General features: G+C 37.5%; 13 protein-coding genes and 1 riboswitch. Of the genes, 2 read left to right on the top strand and 11 right to left on the bottom strand.

From position 1 onward, the window contains the following. Positions 1-9: 9 nt before the first annotated feature. From ABH968_RS11020 to mmgD, 6 genes are all read right to left on the bottom strand, one after another. The gene (locus ABH968_RS11020; RefSeq protein ID WP_370044078.1) at positions 10-1,074 is read right to left on the bottom strand and encodes an enoyl-CoA hydratase/isomerase family protein; all 1,065 of its coding nucleotides are present in this window, start codon (positions 1,072-1,074) and stop codon (positions 10-12) included. 14 nt (positions 1,075-1,088) lie between these two features. Beyond that, positions 1,089-1,874, bottom strand: a complete 786-nt coding sequence (locus ABH968_RS11015) for an enoyl-CoA hydratase-related protein (protein ID WP_370044077.1) — start codon at positions 1,872-1,874, stop codon at positions 1,089-1,091. A 26-nt stretch (positions 1,875-1,900) separates the two neighbouring features. Beyond that, positions 1,901-3,553 carry an acyl-CoA dehydrogenase family protein gene (locus tag ABH968_RS11010; RefSeq protein WP_370044076.1) on the bottom strand — a complete coding sequence of 551 codons (1,653 nt, stop codon included), beginning with the start codon at positions 3,551-3,553 and terminating at the stop codon, positions 1,901-1,903. Positions 3,554-3,601: 48 nt separating this feature from the next. Beyond that, entirely contained in the window at positions 3,602-4,516 is a 915-nt protein-coding gene (prpB, locus tag ABH968_RS11005; RefSeq protein ID WP_370044075.1) for a methylisocitrate lyase, read from the bottom strand. A 13-nt stretch (positions 4,517-4,529) separates the two neighbouring features. Beyond that, positions 4,530-5,963, bottom strand: a complete 1,434-nt coding sequence (locus ABH968_RS11000; protein ID WP_370044074.1) for a bifunctional 2-methylcitrate dehydratase/aconitate hydratase — start codon at positions 5,961-5,963, stop codon at positions 4,530-4,532. A 98-nt stretch (positions 5,964-6,061) separates the two neighbouring features. Next, entirely contained in the window at positions 6,062-7,183 is a 1,122-nt protein-coding gene (gene mmgD / locus ABH968_RS10995) for a citrate synthase (RefSeq protein ID WP_370044073.1), read from the bottom strand. A 192-nt stretch (positions 7,184-7,375) separates the two neighbouring features. Further along, positions 7,376-7,569, bottom strand: a riboswitch (cobalamin riboswitch). Positions 7,570-7,817: 248 nt separating this feature from the next. Here mmgD and ABH968_RS10990 point away from each other — a divergent pair. Together ABH968_RS10990 and ABH968_RS10985 are read left to right on the top strand one after the other, a co-directional pair. Then, a complete protein-coding gene (locus ABH968_RS10990) occupies positions 7,818-8,297 on the top strand; it encodes an NUDIX hydrolase (protein ID WP_370044072.1) in 480 nt (159 codons plus the stop codon). Positions 8,298-8,571: 274 nt separating this feature from the next. Next, the gene (locus ABH968_RS10985; protein WP_370044071.1) at positions 8,572-9,522 is read left to right on the top strand and encodes a LysR family transcriptional regulator; all 951 of its coding nucleotides are present in this window, start codon (positions 8,572-8,574) and stop codon (positions 9,520-9,522) included. A 90-nt stretch (positions 9,523-9,612) separates the two neighbouring features. Here the strand turns inward: ABH968_RS10985 and ABH968_RS10980 are convergent, their stop codons facing one another. The 5 genes from ABH968_RS10980 to ABH968_RS10960 form a co-directional block, all read right to left on the bottom strand. Next, positions 9,613-11,118, bottom strand: a complete 1,506-nt coding sequence (locus ABH968_RS10980) for a succinyl-CoA:acetate CoA-transferase ScpC (RefSeq protein WP_370044070.1) — start codon at positions 11,116-11,118, stop codon at positions 9,613-9,615. A 30-nt stretch (positions 11,119-11,148) separates the two neighbouring features. Continuing rightward, entirely contained in the window at positions 11,149-11,784 is a 636-nt protein-coding gene (locus ABH968_RS10975; protein ID WP_370044069.1) for an HD domain-containing protein, read from the bottom strand. Positions 11,785-12,171: 387 nt separating this feature from the next. Continuing rightward, positions 12,172-12,942, bottom strand: a complete 771-nt coding sequence (locus tag ABH968_RS10970; RefSeq protein ID WP_370044068.1) for a CPBP family intramembrane glutamic endopeptidase — start codon at positions 12,940-12,942, stop codon at positions 12,172-12,174. A gap of 80 nt (positions 12,943-13,022) precedes the next feature. Beyond that, positions 13,023-13,955, bottom strand: coding sequence for an alpha/beta hydrolase family protein (locus tag ABH968_RS10965; protein ID WP_370044067.1), 933 nt, complete (start codon positions 13,953-13,955; stop codon positions 13,023-13,025). Positions 13,956-14,025: 70 nt separating this feature from the next. Beyond that, positions 14,026-15,126, bottom strand: coding sequence for a helix-turn-helix domain-containing protein (locus ABH968_RS10960; protein ID WP_370044066.1), 1,101 nt, complete (start codon positions 15,124-15,126; stop codon positions 14,026-14,028). Positions 15,127-15,330: the final 204 nt, after the last annotated feature.

Genomic DNA, 15,330 nt, shown 5'->3' with positions numbered 1-15,330 from the left:
TAACCGTTCTTACTTTTTTACTGTCGCACTGATATCTTGAAAGAACTTCTCCATATCTTCATCTGTAAAGTCAGCTAATGTTTTAAAGGTATACTGTGGATTTCGATCTTTATCAATGACGACAGAACGTACCCCTTCAAAGAAATCCTCGTGATTTAAAAAGTTTTTAGCCAAGATTAAATCCGTCGCAAAGCATTCTTCTAATGTTTTATCTCGCGCATCTAAAAGTTGCTTTAACGTAATTTTTAACGAAGATGGAGATTTAGACAGAAGTAATTGCTTTGTTTCATGTGAAAATTTGCTTGAGTTATTGTCTAAGGACTCTATTATCTCTTCCACTGTATATTTTGAGAAATGTTGATTTATTTCATTTTGAAGGCTGGCAAGTTCACTGTTTCCTAATGTTTTACTTGAATATGTCTCTATTAATTGGTTTAAAGCTATGTTTGTTTCCTGTGCATGCCAGTCCATCTGTTCAACGCGTGCAAGGAATTTTTGTAGATTATCGCTCGTCATATAGCTATCTGCTCCATTGGCAAAGAGAACGTCAGCAGCTTGGATGACAGAAGCGGTTAATGCTAAATAGTATCCTACAAAGCCTGGTGCTTTGTTTAAAAAATAGGCAGCACCAACATCTGGAAAGAAGCCAATATTCATTTCCGGCATAGCCCATTTTGTCCGTTCAGTAACGATTCGATGGGTAGCCCCATAGGTTAAACCGATCCCACCTCCCATGACAATGCTATCAAGGCAGGCAATAATCGGTTTAGGATAGTGATAGATAGCCATATCTACTAGATATTCTTCCTCAAAAAAGACTTCAGCATTTTTGAAAGCTTCTTGACTGGAGCGAGCTTTATAAAGTGTTTTAATATCACCACCAGCACAAAATCCCTTTTCACCAGCACCTCTTAGGATAATAAGATGGATTTGATCATTTGCTTCCCATTCCTTCAATTTCTCTCCGATGGGCTTTAGCATTTCGGTGGAAAGTGAGTTTAAAGCTTTTGGTCGATTCAGTGTAATGATTGCAGCACCACCATGACTGACCGAAAATATTACTTCGTTCTCCATATTAGATCCCTCCCTTAAAAATGTTTAAAGTGTGGCTGTCTTTTTTCAATAAATGCCTGAACGCCTTCTTTAGCATCCTCTGTTAAAAATAGCTCAGCAAAACGTGTACGTTCAAGTTCCAGTCCTTTTTGGAGATGATCTTTCCCGCCCTGAATTACACATTCAATTGTACGGGAGACACTTGTCATACTTTTACCATCAACAAAGGACTGAGCAATAGCTTTTGCAGTTGGTAGAAGTTCCTCAGGTTCCGTCACCAGTTGAATAATACCTAGTTGTTGGGCTTCGTCGGCACTTAATTGTTTGCTGGTTAAAATTAATTCTAGAGCCTTTGCTTGACTCGTCATTCTGCTAAGTCGTTGTGTACCGCCGAATATTGGAAGTAGCCCAAGTTTTAATTCTGGTAAGCCAACAATGGCATTACTAGAAGCGAGTCTGAAATGGCAGCCTAACGCTAGCTCTAGTCCCCCTCCAAGGGCTGGACCATTAATGGCAGCAATAACAGGCTTTTTCATGGCTTCAATTTCATTACATAAAGCTTGTCCTGCCTCGGCCATTTGCAATGCTCTTTCCTGTTGTCCAAAGGCAGAAACAAATTCCTTAATATCTGCACCAGCGACAAAAAACCGTCCAGAGCCTGTAATAATGATGGCGTTCGTTTCTTCGTCCACCGCTAGCTCTTGGAAAATGAGACGAAGGTTTTCAATAGATGCTGATGACAAGGTATTTGCTGGTGGATGATCTAAATGAATAATCGTGATGGAACCTTCTTTGCTTACATTTGCAAATGTATCGACCATAATCGTTTCCCTCCTGTTTTTGAAAATTAACTAATAGATTTTGGATTGTCGATGATACTTCTCGCAATCTCTCGCTTTTTCATAAAGAGATTCTGATGTAGCGGGATGTTTAAGTGTTGAATATCATCCAACCATGTTTTTAGTATTGGCTCATTTGTTTCAGCAGCAGAAATAATGTCAATTGTACTTTCTTCTATTTTACGGTAGCCCTCCTGGCACAAGATATCTGTCATCAAGTGTTTCATTTTTTCATATGCGGCCTTTTCCGCTCTTAGCAAAGAAGATTCCATAACATAAATATCCTTTGCCATATCAGCCAACAGACGCATGTACTCCTGCTCTTTTTCCAAATTAATTTGTGCATTTGCAATGACAGAAATGGCTATTTGTATTAAATACTTGGAAAGCTGGATGTATTTGTGATTACTTTCTGATGGCTGGTATGCGGCATTTTCTGTAGAAGCTGTATGCGCATGCTTTTTATATAACATTTTAGCAATTGTTAGGCGATTGATTTCATTCGTTCCTTCAAAAATACGGCTAATTCTTGCGTCACGATACAAACGTTCTACTTCATAATCTTGCATATAGCCATATCCGCCATGTATTTGTACGGCTTCATCTACAATTTTTCCAAGTGCTTCTGAGCAATTGACTTTATTGAGTGCGCATTCCATAGCGAAATCTGCAATTTTATGAACCATTGACTCTTTACTAGCTAACTCCATGACATCATCCATTTCTCCAGCAGTTCGGTATGCAGCACTTTCTGCGCCATAAATTAAGGTCGCCATGTCAGCAAGTTTTTCCTGTATCATTGTGAAATCAACGATGGGTTTTTGAAATTGTTTCCGTTCTTTACCGTAATTCACAGTTAATTGTAGTGCCTGTTTAGCAGTTCCGATGTTGGAAAAAGCTAGCTTTAGTCGCGCCATATTCAATATATTCATAGCAACCTTATGGCCTTTTCCAACTTCGCCAAGAACATTATCATTTGGTACTGCAACGTCCTCCAAAATAAGGGTTGCCGTCGAAGACCCTTTAATGCCCATCTTCTCTTCTTCTTGCCCCACAGATACTCCTGCCAAGGAACGTTCTACAATGAAAGCTGTCATTCCTTCGTTTGTTTTCGCAAAAACAACAAAGATATCTGCTAGCTGAGCATTGGTAATCCATTGCTTTTCACCGTTTAATATCCATGCTGTGCCATCCTCATTCAAAATCGCATTTGTTTTGGGACGTAATGCATCTGAACCTGCGTCTGGCTCCGTCAGGGCATAGGCTCCAATCCATTCACCTGAAGCTAGCTTTGGTAAGTACTTTAGCTTTTGTGACTCATCTCCAAAATAGACATAGGGTAATGTACCGACCCCTGCATGAATATTGTAAGATACACTAAATGAGCCACCATAGCCCATTCTTTCTGCAACTAGCCCTGAGATTTTTTTGTTGAGCTCAAGTCCGCCATAGTCTTCGGGTATCTCAATGGCAAGTAAACCAAGGTCACCTGCTTTTTGAAATAATTGACGAGTGACATCATATTGATGCTGCTCAATAGCTGAAATATTAGGTGAGACATCTTGTTTAATGAACAGCTCTGCAGTTTTTGCTATGAGCTTTTCCTCATCCTGAAAGTCCTCAGGTGTAAAGATCGTCATTTTGTCTTCTAGTTTATCCATACTAGGCCCCCCTTGAAAGAAAGAGGAGAAAAGCAGATTCCTTTTCTCCTACTTTATTTCCTCTTTAGGTAAGATGGTTTTCGCCAACTCACTATCTAAATCTTCGAATTTGTAATAAGAAATTGTTTCATATAAATCACTTCTAGTTTGCATATCCTCAATAGCTTCTTTTTGAGTCCCTGTATTTTTTATTAAGTCAAACACTCGTTCATATGCTTTTGCTGCTACTCTCATTGATGTAACGGGATAAATAACCATCGCATAGCCCATTTTTTCAAACTCCTTAGCTGAATAATAAGGCGTTTGACCAAATTCAGTCATATTGGCTAATAAAGGAGCACCTAGCTCACTTGCAAATTGTCTAAACTCTTTTTCCGATTGTAGAGCCTCTGGAAAAATAGCATCCGCCCCGGCTGCTACATAGGCTTTAGCTCTAATGATAGCCTGTTCTAAACCTTCTACAGACCTTGCATCTGTGCGGGCAACGATAACTAAAGTTGGCGCTACTTGTTTAATCATTTTTATTTTTTGTATCATTTCCTCTTGGGAAACGAGTGTTTTACCATTCAAATGACCACATTTTTTGGGAAGATTTTGATCCTCAAGCTGTACAGCAGCCACTCCTGCCTCTACCATTTCGCGAGCTGTACGTGCAACGTTTAATACACCACCAAAGCCAGTATCAATATCTACTAGCATTGGTAAATTAGTTGCTCGAATAATATCGCTAGCACGCTGTGCAACTTCATTTGAATAAATCATTCCTAAATCAGGTAAGCCCCTACTCGCTGTGTAGGCAGCTCCAGAAAGATACAATGCCTCAAAGCCAACTTTTTTAGCCATTAAGCCTGCCATTGCATCATGAGCTCCTGGTATTTGTAAAATGGTTGAACGAGTTATGAGAGCTCGAAATTGTTCAGCCAATTGTTTTTGTGTTATAGCTTCATTGACAATCCACGCCATTTATAAAAACCTCCTAAATAAATAAATCTACAAATTCATGAACATAACTATTTTCAAGAAGCTCTTTATCAGCACAAATCTGATTAATGTTACTTAATTGTTTTTGAGAATAATGTGTACTCATATTTTGATGGAATTTATCAATGATTTGAGGGAATGCTTCCTCACGACGGAATCGGTGTCCCAAAGGATATTCACACTCAACTAGCTCTGATGATGTGCCATCTTTGAAATAAACTTGAACAGCATTGGCAATCGAGCGCTTTTCAGGGTCTAAGTAATCGATTGTATATTGTGTTTTTTCAACGACCTCCATTTTATTTCTCAAGTCATCGATACGTGGATCTGCGGCCACATCATCTTCATAGTGGTCAGCTGTAATGTCACCGTAGATGAGACCAATAGCTGTAATGTATTGAATGCAGTGATCACGATCAGCTGGGTTATTGAGAGGTCCCTCTTTATCGATAATACGAATGGCAGATTCATGTGTAGTAATTTCAATTTTTTCAATACCATTTAATCGATTTTTTACTTCATGATGTAAATGCACAGCGCATTCAGCAGTGGTTTGTGCATGAAATTCGGCTGGATAAGAAACTTTGAATAGAACATTTTCCATGACATAAGATGCAAGTGGTCTAGCAAGTTTAAATTCTTGTTTATTAAAGAGAACGTCTTGGAACCCCCAGCCAGGTGCTGATAAGGCTGTTGCATATCCCATTTCGCCTTTCATGGCCATCATAGCTAATTGCACTGCCCTGCTTGTTGCATCTCCAGCAGCCCATGATTTTCTAGAACCTGTATTAGGTGCATGTCGATATGTTCGTAGGCTAGAACTATCAATCCAAGCATTTGACAATGCATTGATAATTTCTTGATGAGAGCCACCTAATGCCTTTGTCACAACAGCTGTTGTCGCAATTTTGACAAACAGAACATGATCTAAACCTACACGATTTAAGCTATTTTCTAGTGCTAGAATGCCTTGTATTTCATGGGCTTGTATCATCATTTCTAAAACGTCTTTCATTTTAAGAGGCTCTTTCCCCTCTGCAATACGTACACGACTCAAATAATCCGCAACGGCTAATATGCCACCTAAATTATCTGAAGGATGTCCCCATTCAGCCGCAAGCCAAGTATCGTTATAATCCAACCAACGAATCATACAACCGATATTGAAGGCGCCTCTAACTGGATCAAGAACATAGGAAGTTCCCGGAACACGTGAACCATTAGGGACGACTGTACCTGGTACTACTGGACCAAGAAGTTTCGTACATTCAGGATACTGTAAGGCTAAAATGCCACAACCCAAAGTATCCATTAAAACATAACGTGCTGTTTCGTATGCCTCTTCACTTGTAATCGTTGTATTTAATACGTAATCGGCAATATCAGTTAGTAATTGATCTGTCTTAGATATGTCATTTGTTTTAATCATCTATATCTTCCTCTCAAGGCATGAATTTGATATACTGGTATACTGATGGACATTGGTCAGAATGCCCATCAGCTCTATGGCGAGTTGTTAAAACTTGATTATACCGATAATTCTTCAAGGTTATGATGCTCGCCAATATAATTGACACGAGGTCTAAATAATCTATTATTGTCATGCTGCTCTATCACATGAGCGCATAAGCCGATAGTTCGTGAGCCAAAGAAGATTGGCGTATATATTTCAATCGGCAAACCAAGCATGTAGTACACAGGTGCTGCATAATAATCTAAATTTGGGTACAACCCTTTTTTCTGTACCATCACTTTTTCACCAGCTTCACACATGTGATATAAGCGGTCATCCCCTTGCTCCAAACATAATTTGTACAAAGCCTCTTTCATAATTTGCGCTCTTGGGTCCATCTTTTTCATATATACACGGTGACCAAAGCCCATAATCTTTTCTTTATTTTGTAGTTTGTTTTCCAGCAATGTTTCAAAGCCTTCAACTGTTTTGGTTTCAAGAAGCATATACATCACAGCCTCGTTTGCACCACCATGTAAATTACCTTTCAATGATGCGACAGCCCCAGTTAAAGCACCATACAAATCAGATTGTGTAGAGGCAATTACACGAGCTGTAAACGTCGAATTTGGCATCTCATGTTCACTATATAAAACGAGTGACTGATCAAAGATTTCTTCTTCTAACGCAGTTGGTTTTCTGCCAGTAATCATGTAATAAAAATTTGCACTATAGGAAAGCTGGCTATCAGGCTCCACGACATCTTGACCATTTAATACACGATAGCTATTCGCTACGATGTTGGGCATACCACCTAAAAGTCTATATGCTCGCGTCAAATTCTTTTCAGTAGAACGATCATTGATGTGCTGATCATAGCCTGCTAAAACAGAAATTCCTGTTCTAAGCCCATCCATAGCATGTGTCCCATTAGGTAATAACTTGAAAATTTGAAAAATCTCTTGTGGCACCTGATAATTAGATTTCAACTTGTCTTGTAAATCAGCTCGTTGCTCGGTAGCTGGTATTTCTCCATGCAACAATAAGTAGACAATGTCTAAATATGAATATCTCTGTGATAATTCAATCAAATCATAGCCTCGAATGACAATTTGACTTCCTACAGTGTCTAAAAAAGATAGCTTTGTTTCAGCGGCAATGATGCCATCAAGACCTGGTGAATAATTTAACTCCATTCATTACAACCCCTTTGTTTAATTATTCTTGTAAGCGTTACCATTCAAACACGAAAGAACAATAAAAAAACAACTTCTACCCCTTTGAGAAGTTGTTAATCTACAAAAGCATGACAGAGCAAATAAACAGTGAATTTACATGAATTCACAAAGATCATGCAGTAGCTAACACCTCCCTATCCTGGTAGGTCAATTGATGCTTATTTAGTGGCAGGTCTCCTGACTTATGATCAACGCTACAATAACACCTTCCCATTTTGACAAACAAAACAGTGGCTTTGTTATTGAACTCCTAAATACAGTTGCGGGACAGTGTTGGACTCTCACCAACTTCCCTTTTAATCAAATGGAATAAATCCATTTGAACCACCAAAATTTAGCATATTCAATTTGTCTTTTAACCTTAACACAGAGTTTTCGAAACAATCAATATAGTCAAAATTCGAAAAAGCCTGATCATAAAAAGCTATTTTTCATTTTTGAAGAACTATTCTATATTTTTTAGCACTATTTTGCACAAAAAAGATTGTTGATCAATACCAATGAAGTTATTTATAAAACTTGTAAGTAAAATAGAGGATTCATATTTTGAAAAAGCGAATATTTTTTAATAACAAGTATTAGGGGGACGAGTATGGGTTATATTTCAGAATTAAGGAAATTTATCGGTAGTAGGCCGATTATAAGCATCGGGGCGACAATTCTTGTGATAAACGATGATAAGAAAATTCTCTTTCAACATCGTTCGGATACGTTGGATTGGGGATTACCCGGGGGCTCAATGGAACTAAATGAAACTTTAGAAGAAGTTGCTTACCGTGAGCTCCATGAAGAAACAGGACTCGTAGCCAATGAATTTGACTTGATTGGTGTTTTTTCAGGACCAGATTATTATTTCCAATATCCAAATGGGGATGAAGTCTATACAGTCATTCATCTTTATAGTGCTAAAAATGTAAGTGGTGTGTTGGAGATAAAGGATGGTGAGAGTTTGAAACTTACATATTTCAGTAAAAACGAGCTCCCAGATAATATGGAAAAGAGAACAAAAACTCTATTAGAAACTCTAGAGGATGAATTGTGGGATTTAGGTAGTTCTTTTGCAAATGAATAGTGAAAATTTATGTAATAATGATTTCTCTTAAGTCGTTTTCGGGTGGTCATGCTGATAAATTATTTTGTTGAAGATAATTAGATTGATAGCGTTCTAAATAGTGTTAATCATGAAGGGTTTTATGAAAAAATGGCAGTCGCATGGTGGAGTTCGATATTGTATTTGACTCCTCTCATATTACTAAATTTGGTATCGATTCTCCGATGAATTAAACGGTTTTCTATATAAATAATGATATAATATAAGAAATAATTTTATTAAAGAAGGTACGTATATGGAAATACGACAGCTTGAATATTTTTTAGTACTGTGCAATGAACTTCATTTTACAAAGGCTGCCGAAAAATTGAATATTACTCAACCAACGCTTAGCCATCAAATTAAAGTATTGGAAAATGAACTTGGCATTCCACTATTCGATCGTCTTGGGAAAAAAATAGCTATTACAGACGCTGGTAAGATATTGCATGAACAATGTACTCATATTTTTCGAGCAATAGATAATACAAGCAACCAGATAATTGAACTTAAAGAATTAAAAGCAGGGAAATTAGTAATCGGTACTTTACCTGGTGAATTAACAAATTTAGTGTCGGACTATTTGTTAGACTATCATCTTGAATATCCAGATTTACAAATCTGCATAAATAGCTCGGATGATTTATTAAAACAGTTTAAAGACAATAAAATAGATTTTGCTATTTCCTATAAACAAGAGTATTTCGATTATGAGGATGAGCAGCTTCAAATAATTCCATTGTTTACTGAAGAATTACTATTCGTTGCTCATAGCGAGCATCCACTATTAGCATCTGAAAAAATAGCATTTCAAGATGTTTTAGAGCTTCCACTTATATTATTTCCAACTATCCATCAATGTAGGAAAGTAATTGATAGTGCAGCTCGCAAAGAAAAGCTTCATGTGAAACATAAAATAGAGACAGCTAGTATTCAAGCTATTTTTAAACTAGTTGAACAAAATGTCGGGGCAACAATTATTTCGAAAACACTTTGCAACCTCTATAAAACAAATACTATTTGCGAGCGACCAATCTATAATCCACCATTAACTCGAGAAATTGTACTTCTTTATAGAAAAGATAAATTCATTAATTTTGCTGCGAAAGCTTTTATTCGTTTAATGGTTGAGGAACTTGAAAAAGGTGGATTTTCAATTTCAGAAAAGAGTCGACAATTAGTTCATTCATTACTAAAATCTCAATAAGAAATCCACCAATCACAGCAATACTTATGGCTGTGATTGGTGGATTCTATTTTTCTAATGACTAAGCACTATAACTAGTCATCATACTTCTTATTTTTTCATTGTCTTAGCTTTCGCTAGATGAACATGCCAAGACAACGCCTCTTCTAATAAATGAGGTGTGTGATGATGACCAGTTTTCTCTACCGCAGCATTATAATATGCCCACAATTGCTGACGGTAATCAGGATGTGCACAATTATTAATTAATAAAGGCACCCGTTCTTTTGGCGCTAAACCACGTAAATCGGCTACCCCAAACTCTGTAACAATGACGTCCACATCATGCTCTGTATGGTCCACATGAGATACCATAGGGACCATACTTGAGATATTACCACCCTTCGCATAGGATTTTGTGACGAATATTCCTAAACGTGCATTACGAGCGAAATCACCGGAACCTCCAATGCCATTCATCATTTTAGAACCTGAAACATGTGTTGAATTTACATTTCCATAAATATCAACCTCGAGTGCTGTATTGACGGAAATTAATCCTAAACGTCGAATAATTTCAGGATGATTGGATATTTCTTGAGGTCGTAAAATTAAACAATCTCTATAATTTTCAAGCTGACTATAAACTTGCTCACCACGTTCCTGTGATAATGTAATGGACGTACCGGAAGCGGATTTCACTTTTCCTGCATCTATTAATTCAAATACGGCGTCCTGTAACACCTCTGAATAAATTTCTAAATCCTCAAACTCTGATTCTAAAAAACCATTTAAAACCGCATTTGCTACGGATCCTACGCCTGATTGGATAGGTGCTAATGTTTTTGTTAAACGACCAGCCTTAACTTCATCACGTAAAAAATTGAGTAAATGCTCTGCCATTTTAGCTGTTTCCTCATCTGGCTGAACAATTGTTGATGGAGCATCTGTTTTTTCAGATAGCACTATGCCACGTACCTTACTAGTATCTAATGGGATACCAACTGTTCCAATTCGCTCCCCTGCACTATTTAAAGGAATAGGACTTCTCTTCCCTTGTACATCAGGAATATAAATATCATGGATCCCCTCTAGAGAGTCTGGATGCGAAACATTTAGTTCAATAATAATTTCATTAGCCATTTGCATAATAATTGGAGAGTTTCCTACAGAGGTTGTAGGTATCAGCAAGCCATCCTCCGTAATTGCAGTAGCTTCAATTATTGCAAAGTCAATTGGCCCTACAATTCCTTGTCGAATTAATTCTGCATTATGTGAAACATGCGCATCTGTATACAGTACTTCTCCACTATTAATCATACGTCGAATAGCTGGATCACCTTGATAGGGTGCTCGCTTCCGAATAATACCAGCTTCAGCCATCTGTTGATCTACCTCTGGACCAAGTGAAGCTCCTGTATAAACATCAACTTGGAATTTTTCCCCTTTTGCTTTTTCTACAAGCGCTAGTGGTACTATTTTTGCATCGCCTGCCCTTGTAAAGCCACTCATTCCTAATAACATTCCATCTTTTATCCAAGTTGCCGCTTCTTGAGCTGATACAACTTTATTTTGTAAGGCAACATGTCGAATTTTCTTATGTGCTAGTTTTAACATAATATGAATCCCCTTATCTACTATCAATTTTTATTCAGACCAAGGTGAGTGCAAAACGCAGTCACAAAAGTTCTTAGATTTATAATTTGGAATGAACAATGCACAAACATCAGATTTTATATTGCCAAAAGTTGTTTCGGGTTTATGCTTAAATCCCTCAAAAAAAGCTGGCAAAATATTTTGTTTAAATTGATTACGTGGGAAAGCGTTTATAATTTCATTTCGCTCTTCATTCGTCAAATCATGATAACCGTCTCCCATTACATCAAGACCTACCCCGGCATACAGCAATGCGACTTCAGTTTCTTTATGCTCTGCTACGCCAATCGTAGTATGTAGTGCGATTGCATCCCAAACAAGTTGTATTGAATCATCATCAATATGATGGTGTGCTAGAAATTGACGTGCTGCATTTGCGCCATCTACCTCAAAGCGTTTATCTAAGCTACTAAATTGTTTTGTTAAACCTAAATCATGAAACAAAGCACTTACATATAGCAGCTCTTCATCATATTTTTTTTGAGCTTTTTTACCTTGTAGTGCCCCAAACAAATAAACACGATTTGAATGATTCCATAGCAATTCAGAACCATATTCTTTTAATATATCCTGAGCTTCTAGTGCCAAACGGCTGTCAGGAATTTTTATACCAGCAATATTTGTCATCAGTATTACCTCCCTTATTTAAAATAACTATTGCTTATAAAGAATTATAAGAATCGAAGTTCTATATATCAATTCTATAATTTCTATGATAACCATAGATTTTTTCTATGATTTTCCCTTCAATTGATACTTACTTAAACCTTCTCAATAAGTAAAACCGTAATGTGATGGGTTAATATGGAGAAATGAAAATAAAAAGATTCTTTTGATGCACACTTTCGGAGTACCGAACGCCAACATAAGAATCTTTTTATAACTCATTTATCAATAACTCTAAAATCACAAGGTTATTTTAATGGAAAATTCCACCGTTTTCAGAATTCCATTCAAAGGGTATTTTGATCCACTACCAATGATTACTTTTTCGTTTATGTCCATAACTTCCGATTAGATAAATAATGGCGCTATTATATGCGGAATGAGTATATGCAACACAAAGTCGGTAGAAAAGTGAGCAATCATAGCCGACTCCAGCCCCTTTTTCCAGTAGAGCCAACCATAAATAACGCTGAGAGAGCCGTTAAGCAATACCGCCCGGAGGATTACGTCGCTGGTGATCGCGGTCATCGCGCCCGTGATTCCGAGATGACCGAGGCCAAAAATCACCCCTGTTATAATGATAGCCAACCACACGCCGATTTTAGTTGGGCCTCCATCTTTCGCCTTTTTGATTTTGGAAGCAATCCAAACCAAAAGCGTCATCAAAAAAAGCCGGAATAATATTTCTTCTGCCGTACCGCCATAGAAAATCGCAAGCGCGGATTTCCAAACTGGCACCGCCATTTCTGCCTTCATCAGTTCAACAGACATATTCCAGAATGGGATGCACAGTAAAACGACAAGCACACCGCCCAAAATGCCCCAAAGGACAGATGAACCGAGTATAGATTTCAAATAGCCCTTTCGCTTTTCACCGCCTGTAATTCCCTCCAAAATCGGTGCGCCAAATCCAATATGTCGCGCCAAAAGCAATCCGAAAAAGCTTGACAGCGCACCTAACACCAGTGTTTGTGCTATCTGCGCAGGTATGATGATCTGCATAGGCGCGTTATCTGGCAGCGGCGCAAGCGCGTACGTAAACGGTATCACCATTACGCCCGTCACGACGCTTACGGCAGTAAGTAGGAAGAATAGTTTCCAGTTGATTATCTTTTTCATGAGTCAGTTTTCTCCTAAGAAATTATTACATGCCTATTGTTAATAAATAAAACTAGCTATTTTTATTTACCTCCTGATGATTATTGCAATACAGAAAGCATCCAATCGGAAATATCATTGATCACTTGTTGATCGACATGTTGTGCAACCTTATACTCTTTTTTGGCTTTTCGTATCTCTCCATAAACAAAAGGCATGAAAGCATGATTCAGGTTTGAATAAAGTTTATACGTTACATTGGATCTATCTCCCAATATTCTTTTATAACCATTAAAATCCTTTTCCACCGATACATGAAAATCTTTCTCTCCTTGCAGAATAAAAAGGGGCTTATTTAATACATTGAGATAATTGGCAGATGGATGTTCGCCCATTTCTTTCAAGTAATAGGCTCTAACATGTTTTCCTAAAACTCGCGTGGATTTTGCTTCTTCATCACTTAGGTTATAGATGTTGTCAAACTTTGATGATAAAGCTGCTATTTGTTTTCTGGCAATCCCTTTCAAAAGCTTATTCAATGAATGCAAAACTTCGTTATTTTGATCCATTAGAAGTTCTTCAAATTTACGTGGAGACCCACCCATAATAATGATTCCGGCAAAATTACCGCCTTCTGCATCAATTCGCGGAGCTAACATCCCACCTAAACTATGACCGATAATAAATATTTTATTTGAATCTATACGTGCATCTCTTCTCAAAAAATCTGCAGCGAGGATCGCATCTTCAATGGTTTCTTCTTTTACTGTTAGTGCCGTATCATTTCTCATTTCTTTGCCATATACGAATGTTCTCTTATCATATCGCAGTACTGCAATTCCTTTTCCAGATAAACCATCAGCAAGGTCCTTAAAAGGATAAATGTTTCCGATTTTTTCATCCATGTTGCTTGGACCAGAGCCTTGAACCAATACAACTGCAGGAAACAACTCCTTTTTTTCATCAGGAATGGTTAATATTCCATTCAGTGGGTACTTTGTTTTAGCACCTAAAACAATTTTTTTATCACCCATTATGTTTACCTCCTTAAATTGACAACCAAAAGGTAAGTGAATGCATCAAGTTGACCCTATCAGTTCACTTTCAAATTTGTGCTTTTAGTTTTTCAACAATACTTTTGAATTTCGGTTCATTGTGCAATGGGAAAAATGCAGGAGTTTCCACAACACTTTGCACTAAACTTTCTTTTACTATCTTTTCGTCTCTGGGAGCTTCAATATCATAATCCTTCAGCCAGTTTTCAATACTGTCAAAAAAGGAATCTCCTTTCAATTCGTACGGTAAAAGGACGTTCGTACAAATGTATGTGTATTTTTCGAGCATTTCCAATGCTTTTTCCGCTTTTTGTTGCATCATATAACCATGCGCCGCGGCCAAATGAAGTAACGACACCAAATTAGGGTCCAGTTTTTCTACTTCAAAGATTTTTGAAATTTCGATAAAACGTTCAAGGGCCTGCTCAAATTTTTCAGGTTGATTGGCAACTAATAGCAAGTATGACTGTGCCGGCGCAAGTAGGCCGTGGAGATGTTGATACAGACTGACCTGCAAAGCTTCCTTTGCCTTCTCTATATTTCCTGTCATTTGATAGGTTTTGGAGAGTAAAAAGTTATCACTAATCGGCGGCTTCATTGTTTCGTCAAGTAATTCCAAAGCCTCCATTGGTTGATTTAATATAATATGACATAGCACTTCTAATGAATTTGCCTGCTTCGCGATCCAAATATCATCACTTTCCTTCTTAATCCGGATACACAAATCAATGGCTTCCTGTAACAGTGCTTCTTGTTTTCCCCTTTCCGTAGCAAGGACAAAATGATTGACAAATAATTTAGCCATTTGCAGTAGCAGAGGAAAACAAGAGAAATATTTCTTTATAATTGCACGGCATTGATCAAGTACATCATCAAAAGGCTTGTTGCTAAAATCCTCAGCCAGCCGTTGGTATGTTTTCTTTATATCTTCTTTTGTCATTTGCGGGAGGTAGTCTATGAGTTCATCAATGCTTATATTAAAATAGTTTGCCAATTGTGGCAGCAGGGTGATATCCGGATAGCTTTGAGCCGTCTCCCATTTGGATACGGAAGCCTTCGATACACCGACATACTCAGCAAGTTTATCTTGTGTGATACCTTTTTCTTTTCTTTTTGCTGTAATAACTTTTGCAATATTTATTTCTCTCATCATTTTCACTCCCTATACTATTATTAAAATGCATTTTACCGTCAATTCCAATGGAGTTATATTTTATTTTAGTAGAAAAAATCAACCGCAAGGCAACAAATCCAGTGATACACAAAATCCGTTCCAGCATTTGTAAACACTAATAAGGATTTTTTTAATTACATAGCCAATAAAACAACACTATATTCTCTTAGCCTACGGTTC

Origin of the sequence: Lysinibacillus sp. RC79 (assembly GCF_041262405.1) — a bacterium.
Classification (GTDB): Bacteria; Bacillota; Bacilli; order Bacillales_A; family Planococcaceae; genus Lysinibacillus.
The sequence above is the reverse complement of the archived record's forward strand: the minus strand, read 5'-3'. Positions and strand labels throughout refer to the sequence as shown.

Coding starts and splice junctions, on each gene's coding strand:
- ABH968_RS11020 (WP_370044078.1), bottom strand. CDS start 1,074: ATGGAGAACGAAGTAATATTTTCGGTCAGTCATGGTGGTGCTGCAATC.
- ABH968_RS11015 (WP_370044077.1), bottom strand. CDS start 1,874: ATGGTCGATACATTTGCAAATGTAAGCAAAGAAGGTTCCATCACGATT.
- ABH968_RS11010 (WP_370044076.1), bottom strand. CDS start 3,553: ATGGATAAACTAGAAGACAAAATGACGATCTTTACACCTGAGGACTTT.
- prpB (WP_370044075.1), bottom strand. CDS start 4,516: ATGGCGTGGATTGTCAATGAAGCTATAACACAAAAACAATTGGCTGAA.
- ABH968_RS11000 (WP_370044074.1), bottom strand. CDS start 5,963: ATGATTAAAACAAATGACATATCTAAGACAGATCAATTACTAACTGAT.
- mmgD (WP_370044073.1), bottom strand. CDS start 7,183: ATGGAGTTAAATTATTCACCAGGTCTTGATGGCATCATTGCCGCTGAA.
- ABH968_RS10990 (WP_370044072.1), top strand. CDS start 7,818: ATGGGTTATATTTCAGAATTAAGGAAATTTATCGGTAGTAGGCCGATT.
- ABH968_RS10985 (WP_370044071.1), top strand. CDS start 8,572: ATGGAAATACGACAGCTTGAATATTTTTTAGTACTGTGCAATGAACTT.
- ABH968_RS10980 (WP_370044070.1), bottom strand. CDS start 11,118: ATGTTAAAACTAGCACATAAGAAAATTCGACATGTTGCCTTACAAAAT.
- ABH968_RS10975 (WP_370044069.1), bottom strand. CDS start 11,784: ATGACAAATATTGCTGGTATAAAAATTCCTGACAGCCGTTTGGCACTA.
- ABH968_RS10970 (WP_370044068.1), bottom strand. CDS start 12,942: ATGAAAAAGATAATCAACTGGAAACTATTCTTCCTACTTACTGCCGTA.
- ABH968_RS10965 (WP_370044067.1), bottom strand. CDS start 13,955: ATGGGTGATAAAAAAATTGTTTTAGGTGCTAAAACAAAGTACCCACTG.
- ABH968_RS10960 (WP_370044066.1), bottom strand. CDS start 15,126: ATGAGAGAAATAAATATTGCAAAAGTTATTACAGCAAAAAGAAAAGAA.